The sequence below is a fragment of the Lysobacter arenosi genome (assembly GCF_016613475.2).
GTDB classification, from domain to species: domain Bacteria; phylum Pseudomonadota; class Gammaproteobacteria; order Xanthomonadales; family Xanthomonadaceae; genus Lysobacter_J; species Lysobacter_J arenosi.
In genome coordinates this window covers 665,776-682,178 of record NZ_CP071517.1, presented here as the reverse complement: position 1 = coordinate 682,178, position 16,403 = coordinate 665,776, and the positions used below count along the sequence as shown (strand labels likewise).

12 protein-coding genes and 1 tRNA gene are annotated in these 16,403 nt (G+C 66.1%); 2 read left to right on the top strand and 11 right to left on the bottom strand.

The genetic code is table 11. The features are described 5' to 3' along the window. Window positions 1–74: 74 nt before the first annotated feature. On the bottom strand, window positions 75–1,760 hold the full coding sequence (locus HIV01_RS03290) for a phosphoethanolamine transferase (RefSeq protein WP_200604924.1): 1,686 nt from the start codon (window positions 1,758–1,760) through the stop codon (window positions 75–77). Further along, on the bottom strand, window positions 1,757–2,809 hold the full coding sequence (locus tag HIV01_RS03285) for a phosphatase PAP2 family protein (protein ID WP_245156899.1): 1,053 nt from the start codon (window positions 2,807–2,809) through the stop codon (window positions 1,757–1,759). Before HIV01_RS03285 ends, HIV01_RS03290 begins: the two co-directional genes overlap by 4 nt. Before the next feature lie 76 nt (window positions 2,810–2,885). Between HIV01_RS03285 and HIV01_RS03280 the strand changes: the two genes are divergently transcribed. Both HIV01_RS03280 and HIV01_RS03275 read left to right on the top strand, forming a co-directional pair. Further along, window positions 2,886–3,611, top strand: coding sequence for a response regulator transcription factor (locus HIV01_RS03280; protein WP_200606338.1), 726 nt, complete (start codon window positions 2,886–2,888; stop codon window positions 3,609–3,611). Next, complete coding sequence (locus tag HIV01_RS03275) at window positions 3,608–4,882, top strand: sensor histidine kinase (RefSeq protein ID WP_200604923.1); 1,275 nt, start codon at window positions 3,608–3,610, stop codon at window positions 4,880–4,882. Before HIV01_RS03280 ends, HIV01_RS03275 begins: the two co-directional genes overlap by 4 nt. Before the next feature lie 60 nt (window positions 4,883–4,942). On the opposite strand, the gene pnp is transcribed toward HIV01_RS03275, so the two are convergent. The 9 genes from pnp to nuoN all read right to left on the bottom strand — a co-directional run bounded on the left by pnp (window position 4,943) and on the right by nuoN (window position 16,400). Beyond that, window positions 4,943–7,051: a polyribonucleotide nucleotidyltransferase gene (gene pnp / locus HIV01_RS03270; protein WP_200604922.1), complete on the bottom strand. Its 2,109-nt coding sequence runs from the start codon at window positions 7,049–7,051 to the stop codon at window positions 4,943–4,945. Window positions 7,052–7,233: 182 nt separating this feature from the next. Further along, on the bottom strand, window positions 7,234–7,494 hold the full coding sequence (gene rpsO / locus HIV01_RS03265) for a 30S ribosomal protein S15 (RefSeq protein ID WP_115858221.1): 261 nt from the start codon (window positions 7,492–7,494) through the stop codon (window positions 7,234–7,236). 198 nt (window positions 7,495–7,692) lie between these two features. After that, window positions 7,693–8,664: a tRNA pseudouridine(55) synthase TruB gene (truB, locus tag HIV01_RS03260; protein ID WP_200604921.1), complete on the bottom strand. Its 972-nt coding sequence runs from the start codon at window positions 8,662–8,664 to the stop codon at window positions 7,693–7,695. A gap of 96 nt (window positions 8,665–8,760) precedes the next feature. Further along, the gene (rbfA, locus tag HIV01_RS03255; RefSeq protein WP_200604920.1) at window positions 8,761–9,138 is read right to left on the bottom strand and encodes a 30S ribosome-binding factor RbfA; all 378 of its coding nucleotides are present in this window, start codon (window positions 9,136–9,138) and stop codon (window positions 8,761–8,763) included. 18 nt (window positions 9,139–9,156) lie between these two features. Further along, window positions 9,157–11,760, bottom strand: a complete 2,604-nt coding sequence (gene infB, locus HIV01_RS03250) for a translation initiation factor IF-2 (RefSeq protein ID WP_200604919.1) — start codon at window positions 11,758–11,760, stop codon at window positions 9,157–9,159. Window positions 11,761–11,868: 108 nt separating this feature from the next. Continuing rightward, a complete protein-coding gene (nusA, locus tag HIV01_RS03245) occupies window positions 11,869–13,356 on the bottom strand; it encodes a transcription termination factor NusA (RefSeq protein WP_200604918.1) in 1,488 nt (495 codons plus the stop codon). A 62-nt stretch (window positions 13,357–13,418) separates the two neighbouring features. Then, window positions 13,419–14,009: a ribosome maturation factor RimP gene (gene rimP / locus HIV01_RS03240; protein WP_200604917.1), complete on the bottom strand. Its 591-nt coding sequence runs from the start codon at window positions 14,007–14,009 to the stop codon at window positions 13,419–13,421. Window positions 14,010–14,781: 772 nt separating this feature from the next. Continuing rightward, a tRNA-Met gene (locus HIV01_RS03235) sits at window positions 14,782–14,858 on the bottom strand. A gap of 87 nt (window positions 14,859–14,945) precedes the next feature. Next, a complete protein-coding gene (nuoN, locus tag HIV01_RS03230) occupies window positions 14,946–16,400 on the bottom strand; it encodes an NADH-quinone oxidoreductase subunit NuoN (RefSeq protein ID WP_200604916.1) in 1,455 nt (484 codons plus the stop codon). Window positions 16,401–16,403 lie beyond the last annotated feature (3 nt).

Here is a 16,403-nt window from a genome sequence, read left to right as displayed (position 1 = left end):
CCGACTCTGCTTTGAACGCAGCGCGCAGGCGGCACCGGCAAGCGCCGGCGGCCACCATGAGGCGATGCCGGATGTCAGCCGCTGGCGGTGCAGCCGCGGAACAGGTCGAGCGCCGGGTCGTACTCGGGCGTCTTCACCTGCATCAGTCCGAGCACCGAATGGAACAGGTTGTCCTGACTCACTGGCTCGGCACTCTCGCGCTTCATGCAGGCCTGGTCGATACCGCGCGACGACGCCATGCCCGGTGACAGCCACATCACCATCGGCACGCGGGTCTGCGTGTCCGGCGCGATCGCATAGGGGACACCGTGCAGGTACAAGCCGTTCTCGCCGAGCGACTCGCCGTGGTCGGACAGGTAGATCATCGCGGTGTCGCGACCGCTCTGCTCGGCCAGCACGCGGATCGTCCGCGCCAGGAAGTCGTCGGTGTGGAGCACCGCGTTGTCGTAGGCGTTGACGATCTCGTCGCGGCTGCACTTGCCCAGCTCGGGGGTCTCGCAGGTCGGCGTGAACCGGCGCAGCGACGGCGGGTAACGCTTGTAGTAGCTCGGACCGTGATTGCCCAGCTGGTGCAGCACCACGACCATGTCGCCGGTCTTGTTGGCCACCGCCTCACTGAGGCCCTTGAGCATCACCTCGTCCATGCAGCCCTCGGCGGTGCAGCTCTGCGGGTCGGTGGCATGCTCGAACGACTCGAACGCCAGGCCCTCGCAGACGCCCTTGCAGCCGGTCTGGTTGTCGCGCCACAGCGTGCTGATGCCGGCATGCTCGAGCACGTGCAGCAGGCTCTGGGAGTGCTCGATCTTGTCCTTGTCGTAGTGCGCCCGCCCGTATGGCGAGAACATGCACGGCACCGAGACTTCGGTCGCCGATCCGCAGGACGTCATGTTGCTGAAGTTGATCGGTGCGATGTGGCGCAGCTGCGGCGTGGTGTCGCGCGCATAGCCGTTGAGACCCCAGTTCTGCGCGCGCACGGTTTCGCCCACGACCAGCACCAGCAGCCGCGGCCTCGCGCCGGCCGGGCGACCGATCACCTTCGCGTTCGTGCCGATGGGCGTGCGCGGTCGATCGCGACCGGCCTGGTCATCGCGCATCACCCGCACCAGCGAGACGATGTAGTTGCCCGGCGTGATCAGGTGGCGGACCTCGCGGTGGTTGCGCATCAGCGCCGACAGGTCCTGGAACGACACCAGCGCCGCACCCGAGGCGACCACACCCGCCAGCACGATGACACCCACGCGCACCAGCAAGGCGCGACCCAGCGGTCGCCGCCGCAGGCGCACGCGCCACAGCAGCAGCGACGGCAGCACGCCCAGCACCACCAGGCTCGGCAGCATGCCCAGCGTGATCAGCTCGCCAGACTCCTTGCCGTCGGTGTGCAGGATGTTGCGCAGCATGTCGGCATCGAGATAGACCGTGTACTGGCTCATGAAGTGCGCTGCGGCCGCCGTCACCAGCAGCAGCACGGTCAGCACCGGCTTGGCGGTCCAGCGATTGAGCAGCACGCACAGCAGCAGCATGTTCAGCGCGCCGATCATCACCACCAGGCTGGCGCCGGTGCCGATGCCGCGTGCGCCGTGCAGCGCGCCCAATGCGATCACCTCGCGGAAGAACGCGGTGTTGCAGAACACGGTGAAGAACGACGCTGCGACCAGCGCCAGCGTCTCCACCGAGATCTCGGGACCGACGGCGAGGAACTGCCGGAACTGCTGCTTCAGGACGCCGAGGAACTGCGGACGACTGCGGACTACCGAACTCATCGCGCAGCCTCCGCCGAAATACGGGCAGGCACGGCCGCGGATTCGGTGACGACCAGGCGACGCCGGAACCACAGGAACAGGCCGAGCGCCGTTGCCCAGCAGATCGCCAGGGTCCACAGGTCATGGGAGAGGAAGTGGGCGCCGCGAAGTTGCTGCGAGAACCCGAACACCAACCCCATCCCGCCGCCAACAGCCAGACCCAGCCAACGCAAACGCGGGCGCACCGACCACAGGAAGAAGTACAGCGCCAGCCAGGCATAGCCGCCGCTGGCGTGGCCCGCCGGGAAGCAGGCACCGCGCGACAGGCCCAGAGGACGCATCGCGAACAGTCCGACGTACTCGCGTGCGCCGCCGTAGCGCACCAGGTCCCACGGGCAGTCCATGTTCGACCAGGACTTGACCCAGGCAACCAGTGCCGTCGACACCGCGACGGATACAAGCAGGTATGCCAACGGCCGCCGCAGCGAGCCCCAGCCCGGACGCGCGCGCGCTACGATCCACGCCGCCAGCACCGTCAGCCACGCCATGGTGCTGATGTCGCGCCCCAGGCGGTGGATGAGCTGTTCGGTGACGAAGTCGTGGCGCAGCTGCCAGTGACTGCCCTGCCAGGCATACATGCGGTCGGCCAGCCACTGGTCGCCACCGAACACCATCGTCCACAGCACCATCGCCGCGAACGCGATCAGTGGCAGCCACGCGTGAATCAGAAAGAAGCGCGGACCGGGTCCGCCCTGTCCGGGAGCAAGGCGCAGCATCAGCCACCGGGGCGAGCCGCTGGCGGCGCTGGACTTCATGGAAGGTGCGTTGTTCATCAGGCTGGGATCGGTCGACAGGACGCGTTCCGGGGAGGGAACGGCGGCGATGATCGGCAGCGGCTTGTCGGAAAGCGGTAGGAGTTGCCGCGACAAGGGGCACATTTGTTTGTGTTGGTTCAGCGTCCGCGCGGCGCGAGCAGATGCCAGGCCGGGCTGCGCCGACGACAAAGACGCCCTGTCGACGCGCTCACGGAGTATCGTCGGGCCGTTCCGACGATATTCCGACGGGCGCAAGCCGACACTGCAGGGCTGGGTGCGGCATGCCCGCTACCATTGGTGAACGAACCGTTGGATGAAAAGGCGATTGCCTATGCGCGTGCTGGTGGTGGAAGACAATCGCAATCTGGTCGCCAATCTCTTCGACTACTTCGAAGCACGCGGCTACACGCTCGACGCAGCACCTGACGGCCCGACCGGGCTGCACCTGGCCATCACCCAGGACTTCGACGCAGTCGTGCTGGACTGGGGGCTGCCGCGCATGGACGGTCGCGAAGTGCTGAGCCGGCTGCGCGATGCCGGTCGCGACATGCCGGTGCTGATGTTGACCGCACGCGACGAACTGCCCGACAAGATCGCCGGATTCCGCGCCGGTGCGGACGACTACCTGACCAAGCCGTTCGACCTGCCCGAACTCGAAGTCCGCCTCGAAGCGCTCGTGGCGCGGGCGACGGGTCGCGGACGCAGTCGTGTGCTGAAGGTCGCCGACCTGCGCCTGGACCTCACCACCCTCGACGTGACCCGCGCCGGCAAGACGCTGCACCTGTACCCGGCGTGTCGCAAGCTGCTGGAAGTGCTGATGCAGGCCAGCCCTGCCGCGGTCACGCGCGATCGCCTCGAGCACGCGCTGTGGGGTGACGAGCCGCCCGATGGCGACATGCTGCGCTCGCATATCTACGAACTGCGTCGCAGCGTCGACGGTCCGTTCGACGTGAAGCTGATCCAGACGCTGCCGCGCGTGGGCTATCGCATCGTCGACAAGGGTGTGGCCAGCCATGATGGCCACGACGCGTCGCAAGAATCGGACGAGCAGCGATGAGCACACCACGTTCGGGCCTGCGCCGGCGCATCCTGCTGGGATTGATCGGCTACGTGGTCGTGTTGACCGTCGCGGTGATCCTGCATGGATTCCTGGTCAACGAGCACGCCGAGCAGCTGGTCTGGCAGAGCCTGCTTAACGCCGAGCTCGACCACATCGGCGAACTCAGCCAGAAGGACCCCGACTACCACTGGGTCGACACCTCCAACATCGCCCTGTTCGATGGCCGCAATCCCGCCGACATCCCATCGGCGCTGCGCTCGCTCGAACCGGGCGTGCATGACGACGTGATGCTGGACGGTGTCGAGCGGGTGGTGCTGGTGCGCGAACAGGACGGCCGGCGAATGATGCTGGCACTCGACATCACCGACCTGGAGCAGCGCGAGTTCGACATGAGCCTGACGGTGATCGGCTCGGCGGTGACCATGATCGTGCTGCTCGGCATCGCCATCGCATGGAGCGTCAACCGCCTGGTCCGCCCGCTGAGCAACGTCGCCCAGGACATCGCCCGCCTGCAACCGGACCAGCCAGGCCAGCGCATCGTCGTGCCCGAGTCGGCCAGCGCCGAACTGGTGGTGATTGCCGACGCACTCAACGACTACCTGCAGCGCAACGACCGCTTCGTCGAGCGCGAGCGCACTTTCATCGACAGCGCCAGCCATGAGCTGCGCACGCCGATTGCGGTGATCGCCGGCGCCACCGAAATCGCGTTGCAACAGGCCGACGTTCCCGCCGGTACGCGCGGCCAGCTCAACCGCATCCAGCGCACGGCCCGCGACGTCGAACAACTGATCTCGCTGCTGCTGGTGCTGGCCAAGGACCCGGCGCGACTGGCCCGCGTCAGCGACCACGTCGAGCTCGACCAGTTGCTGCCCGAGATCGTCGACGACCACCGTCACCTGACCCAGGACAAGGACCTTGCCCTGACGGTGTCGGCGCTGCAGCCCAGCCAGATCCTGGCGCCGTTGCCGATCGTGCAGGCGGCCATAGGCAACCTGCTGCGCAACGCGATCGAACACAGCGATCGCGGCGAGATCTCCATCCGCCTCGAAGCACCGGCGACCGTCGTCATCGACGACCCGGGCCACGGCATGACGCCCGAGGAGATCAGCGAGATCTACGCCAGGCTCGCTCGCGGCGGCGGCGAGCGCCAGGGCGGCGGCATCGGCCTGGACCTGATCTCGCGCCTGTGCGAGCACCTGGGCTGGAAGCTCGACATTGCCTCCGACACCGGGCATGGGACGACGACAACGCTGCGCTTCGTGGCCTGACCCAAAGAAAAAGCGGGCCGAAGCCCGCTTTTTCAGATTCCAGCGATGCAGCGGCGCGGCTTACTCAGCCGGCACGCCCTCGCCTTCCTCGACGGCCTTGATCGACAGGCGGATACGGCCCTGCTTGTCGACTTCCAGCACCTTGACCTTCACGACATCGCCTTCCTTGAGCTTGTCGGAGACCTTCTCGACGCGCTCGCTGGAGATCTGCGAGACGTGGACGAGACCGTCCTTGCCCGGCAGGATCGTGACGAATGCACCGAAGTCCATGATCTTGGCGACCTTGCCCTCGTAGATGCGGCCCGGCTCGACGTCGGAGGTGATCTGCTCGATGCGTGCCTTCGCAGCCTGGGCGGCGGCGGCATTGACCGAAGCGATGACGATCGTGCCGTCGTCCTGGATGTCGATCTGCGTACCGGTTTCCTTGGTGATGGCCTGGATGGTCGAACCACCCTTGCCGATCACTTCGCGGATCTTGTCCGGATGGATCTTCATCGTCAGCAGGCGCGGAGCGAACTCGCTCAGCTCACCGCGCGGCGTGGTGATGGCGTTGGCCATCTCGCCGAGGATGTGCAGGCGGCCGGCCTTGGCCTGGGCCAGAGCGGCCTTCATGATTTCTTCGGTGATGCCCTGGATCTTGATGTCCATCTGCAGCGCCGAGATACCTTCCGAGGTACCGGCCACCTTGAAGTCCATGTCGCCCAGGTGATCTTCGTCACCGAGGATGTCGGACAGGACGACGAAGTTGTCGCCTTCCTTCACCAGGCCCATCGCGATGCCGGCGACCGGTGCCTTGATCGGCACGCCCGCGTCCATCAGCGCCAGCGACGAACCGCAGACCGATGCCATCGACGAGGAGCCGTTCGACTCGGTGATTTCCGAGACGACGCGGATGGTGTACGGGAACTCTTCCATCGTCGGCATGACGGCGAGCACGCCGCGCTTGGCGAGGCGGCCGTGGCCGATTTCGCGACGCTTCGGACCCATCATGCGGCCAGCTTCACCGACCGAGAACGGGGGGAAGTTGTAATGGAACAGGAAGTGTTCCTTGTACTCGCCCGAGACGGCGTCGATGATCTGGCCGTCGCGCGCGGTGCCCAGGGTGGCAACCACGATCGCCTGCGTTTCACCGCGGGTGAACAGCGAGGAGCCGTGGGTACGCGGCAGCACGCTCACCTTCGAGGCGATCGGGCGGACGGTGTCGAGGGCGCGACCGTCGATGCGGACCTTGGTGCTGAGCACCGAGTTGCGCATGGTCTGGTACTCGAGCTCGCCGAATTCCTTCGACAGCTCACCGGTGCTCCAGCCATCGGCTTCGGCGCGGCCGGCCAGCGACTGCAGCACGTCCTTCTTGATCGCGCTGATGGCGTCGCGGCGCTGCAGCTTGTCGCGGACCTGGAAGGCCTGCTCGAGCTGGCTGCCAACGGCTTCCTTGAGCGCGCCGATCAGGGCGTCGTTCTTGGCCGGAGCCTTCCAGTCCCACGACTTGGTGCCGGCTTCGACGACCAGTTCGTTGATGATGTTGATGACCTTCTGCATCTCGCGATGACCGAACATCACCGCGCCCAGCATCACGTCTTCCGACAGCACCTTGGCTTCGGACTCGACCATCAGCACCGCGTTCGAGGTACCGGCGACGACGAGCTCCAGCTCGGAGTCAGCCAGCTCGGACACGGTCGGGTTCAGCAGGTACTGGCCGTTCTTGTAACCGACCTTGGCAGCGCCGATCGGGCCGTCGAACGGCGCACCGGTCAGGGCCATGGCAGCCGAAGCGCCGATCAGCGCCGGGATGTCACCGTCGATTTCCGGGTTCATCGACATCACGGTGGCGATGATCTGGACTTCGTTGCGGAAGTCTTCCGGGAACAGCGGACGGATCGGGCGGTCGATGAGGCGGGAGATCAGCGTCTCCTTCTCGGTCGCACGGCCCTCACGCTTGAAGAAGCCACCCGGGATGCGGCCACCAGCGTAGAACTTCTCCTGGTAGTCCACGGTCAGCGGGAAGAAGTCCTGGCCTTCGCGCGCGCTCTTGGCAGCCACGGCGGTGACCAGCAGTACGGTGTCGTCCATCTTGACGAGGACTGCGCCGCCGGCCTGGCGGGCGATCTCGCCGGTTTCCAGCGTTACCTGATGGTTGCCGTACTGAAAGGTCTTGGTGATTTTTGCCACGTTGGGTTCCTATCGTTTCGATGCGGTCCGGTCGGGGCCCCTGCCCCGCTCCGGTCGGCCGACAGTGCGGCCTGGGATTCTTGTGTGTTGAAAACACGTGCAGGCCTGTTCGGCCTGCGGGAAAAACTTCGAAGCTTAAAAACAAACCGCGGCGCATCGCTGCGCCGCGGTAGGTAGTGCGTTTAGCGACGCAGGCCGAGTTTCTCGATCAGTGCCTTGTAGCGCTCGTTGTCCTTGCGCTTGAGGTAGTCGAGCAGGCTGCGGCGGCGGTTGACCATCTGGAGCAGACCGCGGCGGCTGTGGTGGTCCTGCTTGTGGACCTTGAAGTGGCCGGTGAGCTGCTCGATGCGTGCGGTCAGCAGGGCGACCTGGACTTCCGGCGAACCGGTGTCGTTGGCGCCGCGCTTGTTGTCTTCAATAACTTTGCTGGTGTCGATGGACATCGTTGAATTGCCTCGTAGATGCGTGGCCTGCAGAAGCGAATCGGTCGCGGTCAATCCGCGCCAACGCACCGCCTGGGCCCGCCGTTTTCTGGAATGGTGCTGAAGGAAATACTGAAGTGCTTGAAAAGCGGCGAAATTGTATCAGCCCGCCCCGGCGATTGCGACCTGAATTGTGACAACCGACAAGCGTTTGGCCATTCAGGCCGAAGGCGCTACCGGCTGTTCAGGCTCGCGGGTCGCGGCCGCCGCCCAGCGGAACAGGCGCCGCGGCGACAGCTTGCCGCCCTCGCGCTGTGCCAGGCCCAGGCAGCGCCCGGCGAGCGAGTAGACCGCGACCAGGCCGTCCTCGCCCGCCTCGCAGTCGATGGTCTGGCCGTGACCGAAACGCAGCGCGGCCTCGGCGTCGATCGCGGCGCGCGGGAAGGCGCTCAGGCCGGCCTCGATCGGCAGCAGGCAGCCGTCGAGAACGGCCTCGCCCCGGGCCGCGATCTCGCGCAAGGCATCCAGCGTGAACATGCGCGGCTGGCTGAACGGATCGACCCAGAGCCGGCGCAGGCTGGCGACGTGGGCACCGCAGCCCAGCGCCTCGCCGAGGTCGCGGACCAGGCTGCGGACATAGGTGCCGGAGCCGCATTCGACATGCAGGCGCAGGCGCGTGCCATCGGGTCCCTGCTCGCTACCCAGGAGGTCGAAGCGGTGCACGACGACATCGCGCTCCGGGGCCTCGATGGCTTCGCCACGACGTGCCTTGGCATACAACGGCTCGCCGCCCTGCTTCAGCGCGGAGTAGATCGGTGCGCGCTGGCGGATGGCGCCGCGCAGCGGTGCCAGTGCAGCTTCGATGGTGGCGTCGTCGAGTTCGGGGACGGGGCGCTGCAGCAGCGGCGCGCCGTCGGCGTCGTCGCTGTCGGTGGTCAGGCCGAGCACCGCGGTGGTCTCGTAGGCCTTGCTCGACCCCAATAGCAGGCCGGCGATTTTGGTCGCCTCGCCGAAGCAGATCGGCAGCAGGCCGGTGGCCAGCGGATCGAGGCTGCCGGTGTGGCCGCCTTTCTCGGCGCGGAACAGGTGGCGCACCTGCTGCAGCGCCTGGTTCGAGCTCAGGCCCTGCGGCTTGTCCAGCAGGACGATGCCGTCGAGCGCACGGAACACGGTACGGGGCTTCTTTCTCATCAGGTCCGGGAATCGTGCGGGTCGGCCGGGATGCGCGTACGTTCCCGCGTATACGGGACGGCTGCAACTGGGGGGCCATCGGCCCCCTCAACCCTCTCAGCTTTCGCTGTCGTCGTCAGCCGGCGCCGGGCCGGCTTCGTCACGCAGCAGGTTGTCGATGCGCTCACCACGATCGACCGAGTCGTCGTAGTGGAAGTGCAGCTCGGGCACGTGCCGCATCTTCACCGCGCGGCCCAGCTGGAATCGCAGTTGCGGGGCGAGTTCCTTGAGCGCCTTGACGGCCTCGCGGGAACGCTCCTGCTGCAACGCGGTGACGAAGACCTTGGCATGGGCCAGGTCACGGGTGATTTCGACATCGGACACGCTGACCGACGGCAGGCCGTGCTCGCGCACGGCCTGGTGCACGATCGTGCCCAGCTCCCTGCGGAGCTGGGCGGAAACGCGATCGGTGCGGTGGAACGACTTGGTCGGCATGGTCTGCGGGCTCCTGGATCAGAGCGTGCGCTGGACTTCGATACGCTCGAAGCACTCGATCTGGTCGCCGGGCTTGACGTCGTTGTACGCCTTCACGCCGATGCCGCACTCGGTGCCGTTGCGCACCTCGTCGACGTTCTCCTTGAAGCGGCGCAGCGATTCCAGCTCGCCCTCGAAGACCACGGCGTTGTCGCGCAGCACGCGGATCGGCTTGTGGCGCTTGACCACGCCCTCGACCACCATGCAGCCGGCAACCGCGCCGAACTTCGAGCTGCGGAACACGTCGCGGACCTCGGCGGTGCCGATGATCTCTTCGCGGATCTCGACGCCGAGGATGCCCGAAGCCACCTGCTTCACCTGGTCGATCACGTCATAGATGATCGAGAAGTAACGCAGGTCGACGCCGTAGGAGTCGATCACCTTGCGTGCCGACGCATCGGCGCGCACGTTGAAGCCGATCACGGTGGCCTTGGCGGTGGCCGCGGCATTGGCGTCGGACTCGGTGATGCCGCCCACGCCGGAGCTGATCACGTTGATGCGGATCTGGTCGTTGGACAGCGCCGTCAGCGACTGACGCAGTGCCTCGACCGAACCCTGCACGTCGGCCTTGATGACCAGGTTGAGGCTCAGCTGGCCCTCGCCCTTGCCCATCTGCGCCATGATGTCTTCCATGCGGTTGCCCGCGGCGGCGACCAGGCGCGACTCGCGACGCTTGGCATCACGCTGCTGGGCGACGTCCTTGGCCAGGCGCTCGTCTTCGACCACGACGAAGTCGTCGCCGGCATCGGGCACGCCCGACAGGCCGAGCACCTGCACCGGGATCGACGGACCTGCCGACGGAACCTGCGAACCGGTTTCGTCGAACAGCGCACGCACGCGGCCGTACTGCACGCCGCAGACGAGGTAGTCGCCCTTCTTCAGCTCGCCCTGCTGGACCAGCACGGTCGCAACCGGACCACGGCCCTTGTCGAGCGAGGATTCGATCACCACGCCGGTCGCACGACCGGTGGCGACCGCACGCAGTTCGAGCACTTCGGCCTGGATCGAAATCGCATCGAGCAGGTTGTCGACGCCCAGGCCGGTCTTGGCGGAAAGCTCGACCATCTGGGTCTCGCCACCGAAGTCTTCGGCGACGACGTCTTCGCTGAGCAGTTCGTTCTTGACCCGCAGCGGATCGGCGTCGGACTTGTCGATCTTGTTGATCGCCACGATCAGCGGCACGCCGGCAGCCTTGGCGTGCTGCACGGCTTCCTTGGTCTGCGGCATGACGCCGTCATCGGCGGCAACCACGAGCACGACGATGTCGGTCAGCTTGGCGCCGCGTGCACGCATCGAGGTGAAAGCGGCGTGGCCCGGGGTGTCGAGGAAGCTGATGACGCCCTTGTCGGTTTCAACGTGGTAGGCACCAATGTGCTGGGTGATGCCGCCGGCTTCGCCGGAGGCGACCTTGGTGCGGCGGATGTAATCCAGCAGCGAGGTCTTGCCGTGGTCGACGTGGCCCATGATGGTGACGACCGGCGGACGCGCGATCTTGTCGCCCTGCGTCTCTTCGACGTGGGCGAGCAGTGCGTCCTCGGCGGAACCGGCATCGGCCTTGACCACGTTGTGGCCGAGTTCCTCGGTCACCAGCGCGGCGGTGTCATGGTCGATCGACATGTTGATCGTCGCCATCACGCCCATCTTGAACAGCGCCTTGACCACGTCGCCGCCCTTGAGCGCCATCTTCTGCGCGAGGTCGGCAACCGTGATCGTCTCGCCGATGGCGACGTCGCGCACGATCGGAGCGGTCGGGCGGGTGAAACCGCTGCCGGACCGGCTCTGCTCGCTCTGGCGGCGCTGCGGCTTGGACTTGCCACGCACGTTGGTGGTGCGGCGCGCGCGGTCCGATGCACTCAGGTGCATCTGGCCGGCGAAGCGGTTGGTGCGGTCGTCGTCCTCGACGCCTGCGACCATCGCGTGCGAGCCGCGGGTCTTGTGCGCCGGAGCGCCGCGAGCGGGCTCGGCGGCACGCGGTGCGGCAGGCTTGGCCGGCGGATGGCCGTGACCGTGCGTGCTCGGCGGCTTGCGCACGACCGGAGCATCCTCGTCGGCGACGAGGACGCTGGCGTCGGCGAGCTTGGCCTTTTCCTCTTCCTCGGCCTTCAGGCGCGCGGCTTCCTCGGCCTCGCGGCGAGTGGCCGCGATGGCGTCGGCACGACGCTTGTCGTCGGCAGCCAGCTTTTCCTGCTCGGCAAGGTTGCGCTGCTTGGATTCCTCCAGCTTGCGCAGGATCTCGGCGCGCTCGTCACCCGGCGACTGGCCTTCGCTGGGCTTGACCAGCGTGACCTTCTTTCGCACGACGACGTCGACCGTGGTCTTGTTCTTGCCGCCGCCGACAGTGATTTCCTGCTTGCGGCTGCGATTGAGGGTGATCTTCTTCGCGGCGTCGTCGCTGGCTTCGACCTTTTCGGTCTTGCCATGGGCGCGCTTGAGGAAGCCGAGCAGCTTGACTTTCTCGATACTGGTCACGACCTGGTCGGGGCCGCTGAAAGTCATGCCGGCCTCGGCCAGCTGCTCCAGCAACTTCTCGACCGGCGTGTTCACCAGTTCGGCCAGCTTGCGGATGGTGGTTTGCTGCGACATTCGGATTCCGTGTCCTCGTTGCGCGGGACGAGTCCCGCGCGTGTGGGCGTCATTCTAGACCTGCGGCACTGGGCCGGTCAGAACTACGCGTTGTTCAGTCGACCCGGTTCATTCAAACCAGTGCTTGCGCGCTTCCATGATCAAAGCGGCAGCACGGGCTTCGTCGATACCTTCGATATCGGTCAGCTCGTCCGTCGCCATATCGGCCAGATCGTCACGGGTCACCACGCCACGCGCGGCAAGCGCGTAGGCGGTGGCTTCGTCCATGCCTTCCAGCTCGAGCAGGTCGGCCGCCGGCTGGTGCTCGTCGAGCTCCTCCTCGGCAGCCAGGGCCTCGTTGAGCAGCGCGTCGCGGGCACGCGAACGCAGCTCCTCGACGATGTCCTCGTCGAAGCCCTCGACGGCGAGCAGCTCGCCGACCGGGACGTAAGCAATTTCCTCGACCGTGCTGAAGCCTTCCGAGACCAGGATGCCGGCGATTTCCTCGTCGACTTCGAGCTTCTCCTGGAACAGCGACTTGGCGGCGGTCTGCTCGGCCTCGGACTTGGCGGTGACCTGGTCCTGGGTCATCACGTTGAGCTGCCAGCCCGACAGGCGGCTGGCCAGGCGCACGTTCTGCCCGCCCTTGCCGATCGCCTGGGCCAGACGGTCCTCGGCCACGGCCAGGTCCATCGAATGCTTTTCTTCATCGACGATGATCGACTGCACTTCGGCCGGCGCCATCGCATTGATGACGAACTGGGCCGGGTTGTCGGACCACAGCACGATGTCAACGCGCTCGCCGTTGAGCTCGTTGCTCACGGCCTGCACGCGCGAACCGCGCATGCCGATGCAGGCGCCGATCGGATCGGTGCGGTTGTCGTGGGCGAGCACGGCGATCTTGGCGCGGTCGCCCGGATCGCGTGCGCAGGCCTTGATCGAGACCAGGCCCTGGCCGACTTCCGGCACTTCGAGCTTGAACAGCTCGATCATGAATTCCGGGGCTGCGCGGCTGATGAACAGCTGCGGGCCGCGCGGCTCGCTGCGCACGTCGAACAGGTAACCGCGGACGCGGTCGCCAGTACGCAGGACGTCACGCGGGATGCCCTTGTCCTTGGGGATGATCGCTTCGGCGTTGCCGCCGAGGTCGACGTAGATGTTGCCGCGCTCGACGCGCTTGACCACGCCGGTGACCAGCTCGCCGACACGATCCTTCCAGCCGTCGACGACCTGCTGGCGCTCGGCCTCGCGCACGCGCTGGACGATGACCTGCTTGGCGGCCTGGGCGGCGATGCGGCCGAACTCCGGGTTCTCGATCTGCTCTTCGATGTAATCGCCGACTTCGACGCCTTCGACTTCGTCGATCGCGTCCATCATGCGGATCTGGCGGTCCGGCGACTCCATGACGACGTCGTCGGCGACCACTTCCATGCGGCGGAAGGTCTCGTAGCTGCCGTCCTTCTGGTCGATGGCGACGCGCACGAGCACGTCTTCATCGTGATAGCGCTTCTTCGCGGCCGAAGCCAACGCGGCCTCGATGGCCTCGAAGATGACTTCACGCGGTACGCCCTTCTCGTTGGCGACTGCATCCACGACCAGCAACAGTTCCTTGCTCATCTCGTTACTCCGCACGTTGGCGCTGGTGCGCCGCCGGCAATTGGGTGGTTACCAAGGTTGATTTACTTCTTGCCTTTCGCAGGACGGCGCTTCTTTTCAGGCGCGCCCTGTGCAGGCTTGTCTTTTCCGGGCTTGACCGGAGCGAATCCCAAAGCGGCCCAATCCGGGACCAGGCGCGCCTTGTCGATGTTGCCGACGGCGACAGCGAATTCGTTCGCCTCGACGCCATCAATGTGGAACACCACGGTGTCGCCATCGACACGGGCAATCTTCCCGGTCAGGCGGCGACGCCCGTCCTGCGGCAGCTTCAGGCCGACCTTCGCGGTCTCGCCGAGGAAGCGCTGGTAATGCTCGAGCGTGAACAGCGGCCGATCGATACCCGGCGACGACACTTCCAGCGTGTACATACCGCTGATCGGATCCTCGACGTCGAGCTGCGCGGACACCTCGCGGCTGACCGCCTCGCAATCCTCGATCGTGACCGAGCGCGGCTGCCCGTCCGCGTCCGTCTCCTGACCCGCAGGCACGTCGATGTACAGACGCAGCACCGCGCTGCCGGGAGCCGGCAGGTATTCGGCACCGAGCAGCTCGACACCCAGCGACTGGACGGTCGGGGTGAGCAGCCTGGCGATTTCGACAGCTTTATCAGACACGCGTAACGACTCCCGCGAGGAACAATTGCAATAACGATCGCGATAACGCTCCAGGGACCGGCCAAAACGACTGCCAGCCGATCCAGGGACTGAATTACATGCAACCTTTGACCCGGTCTTGCGACAAGCACGTGCGACCACGAACCAAGCCACGAACAACGAAAAAGGGCCCTTGCGGGCCCCTTGTCCGTACAGCTGGATGTCGGCGTGGTCGCGCTGGGCGCGGCCACAAAGCCCGGCCTTTGGCCTTGGGACTGCCCGGATTCCGGGTGGTCCGAGGGCACGGGGCCCTGGCCGAAGCTGGTAGCGGGGGTTGGGCCAGCGTCCCGAGGGACCGGTCACCAAACCGCTAGGCCGCCCATGATACCGGGTTGCCCCGGGATGGTGCAAACCCTTCAGGCGGCCTGACCGGGCACCCCGTACAGCGCAGTTGCCTGCCCGGAGATGGCCGCCCTGCCCTTGGCCGTGAACCTGAGATAGCTGCCGGGGCCATGGATTTCAAGGCCGCGCCCGACTCCGGGACGCCGGCCCCTCGCCGCGGAAAGAAGAGAAACCTTCGAAGCCAGGCATGGATACGCGGGAAGCGACTCGGCTGCATCCACCCGTAGCAATCGTTCGAATCGTCGCAGCAACTCGATCGATCGTTACGACTCGCATGCGAAACCCGGACATGCAAGCAAGAGCACAAAAACAAAAAAGCCGATGGCTCATCGCTGAGGCATCGGCTTGATCGTTGTTCCCGGGATTGCTCGTCAATCTTCCCGGAAGAATGTGGTAGCGGGGGCAGGATTTGAACCTGCGACCTTCGGGTTATGAGCCCGACGAGCTGCCAGACTGCTCCACCCCGCACCAGAACGACAATGTTAACGTGTGACGCGAATCTTCGCAAGCCCGATTCAGAGTTTTCTGTTCAGGGCTTGCGAAATCATCTTCAGATCAACCTGCGAATGCGCGCTGGCACCACGCCATGATCGGACTCCACGCCAGGCCCAGCGCGAGCAGCGCCAGTGCATTGACGCCGAACACGATGCGCAGCGGACGGTCGCTGCTCGGCTCCATCGGCGGGCCTTCCGGCTCGTCGAAGTACATCACCTTGATCACGCGCAGGTAGTAGAACGCGCCAACCACCGCGAACACCACGCCGACCAGGGTCAGCCACAGCATGTCGCCCTGCAGCGCTGCGCGCAGCACGGCCAGCTTCGACCAGAAGCCGAGGAACGGCGGCACGCCTGCCAGCGAGGCCATCACGCACAGCACCAGACCGGCCATCCACGGACTGCGGGCATTGAGTCCCTTGTAGTCGTCGATGCGATCGGCCTCGAAGCCGCGACGCGACAGCACCACGATCGCGCCGAAGGCTGCCGCCGACATGATCGCGTAGCTGATCGCATAGAACAGCGCCGCGGCGAACCCTTCGCGACCGCCACCGGCCAGGCCGACGAACAGGAAGCCCACGTGCGACACGGTCGAGTACGCCAGCAGTCGCTTGAGGTTGCTCTGCACCATCGCGCTGAGGTTGCCGATCGCCAGCGACAGCACCGCGATGCCGGCCAGCAGCAGGCGCCACTGGTCCTCGAACGGGGCAGCGCCGACTTCGAGCAGGCGGTAGGTCATGCCGAACGCGGCCAGCTTGGGCGCCGAACCGATGAACAGCGTGATCGGCGTCGGCGCGCCGTGGTAGACGTCCGGCAGCCACATGTGGAACGGCGCCGCACCGAACTTGAAGGCAATGCCGGCAACGACGAAGACGACGCCGGTGATCAGCATCAGCGACGAGCCATCGGCGATCTTGGCCTGCGCCGCGGTGGCGATCTGGTCGAGCTGCAGCGAGCCGGTGGCGCCGTAGATCAGCGACAGGCCGTACAGCAGCAGGCCCGAGGCGAGCGCACCGAGGACGAAGTACTTGATCGCCGCTTCCGAGGCCAGCGGGCTGTCGCGGTCAATCGCGACCAGTGCGTAGGAGCACAGCGCCAGCATTTCCAGGCCGAGGTAGACCATCACCAGGCTGCCCGACGACACCAGGAACATCATGCCGGCGGTGGCGAACAGCATCAGCACCGAGACTTCACCCTTGTACAGCTCGCGGGCGCGCAGGTACGGCCAGGTGTAGATCATCGCCAGAATCGAGACGATCCCTATCGTGATCTTCATGACGTCGGCCGCCGTGTCGCGCACGAACATGCCGCCGAGGAAGGTCCCGTGCTCGCCGACACCACAGGCGATCAGCGTGGTCGCGACCGCCAGCACGGCGATGGCGAAGACGTGGCTGATGACGCGGCGGCGCTCGTCGATGAACAGGTCGAGCATCAGCAGCGCGAACGCGCCCAGGATCACCACCAGCTCTGGGAGCAGCGGCATCAGGTCGGCGGCGGTGCGTACAGGCATGATCATGCG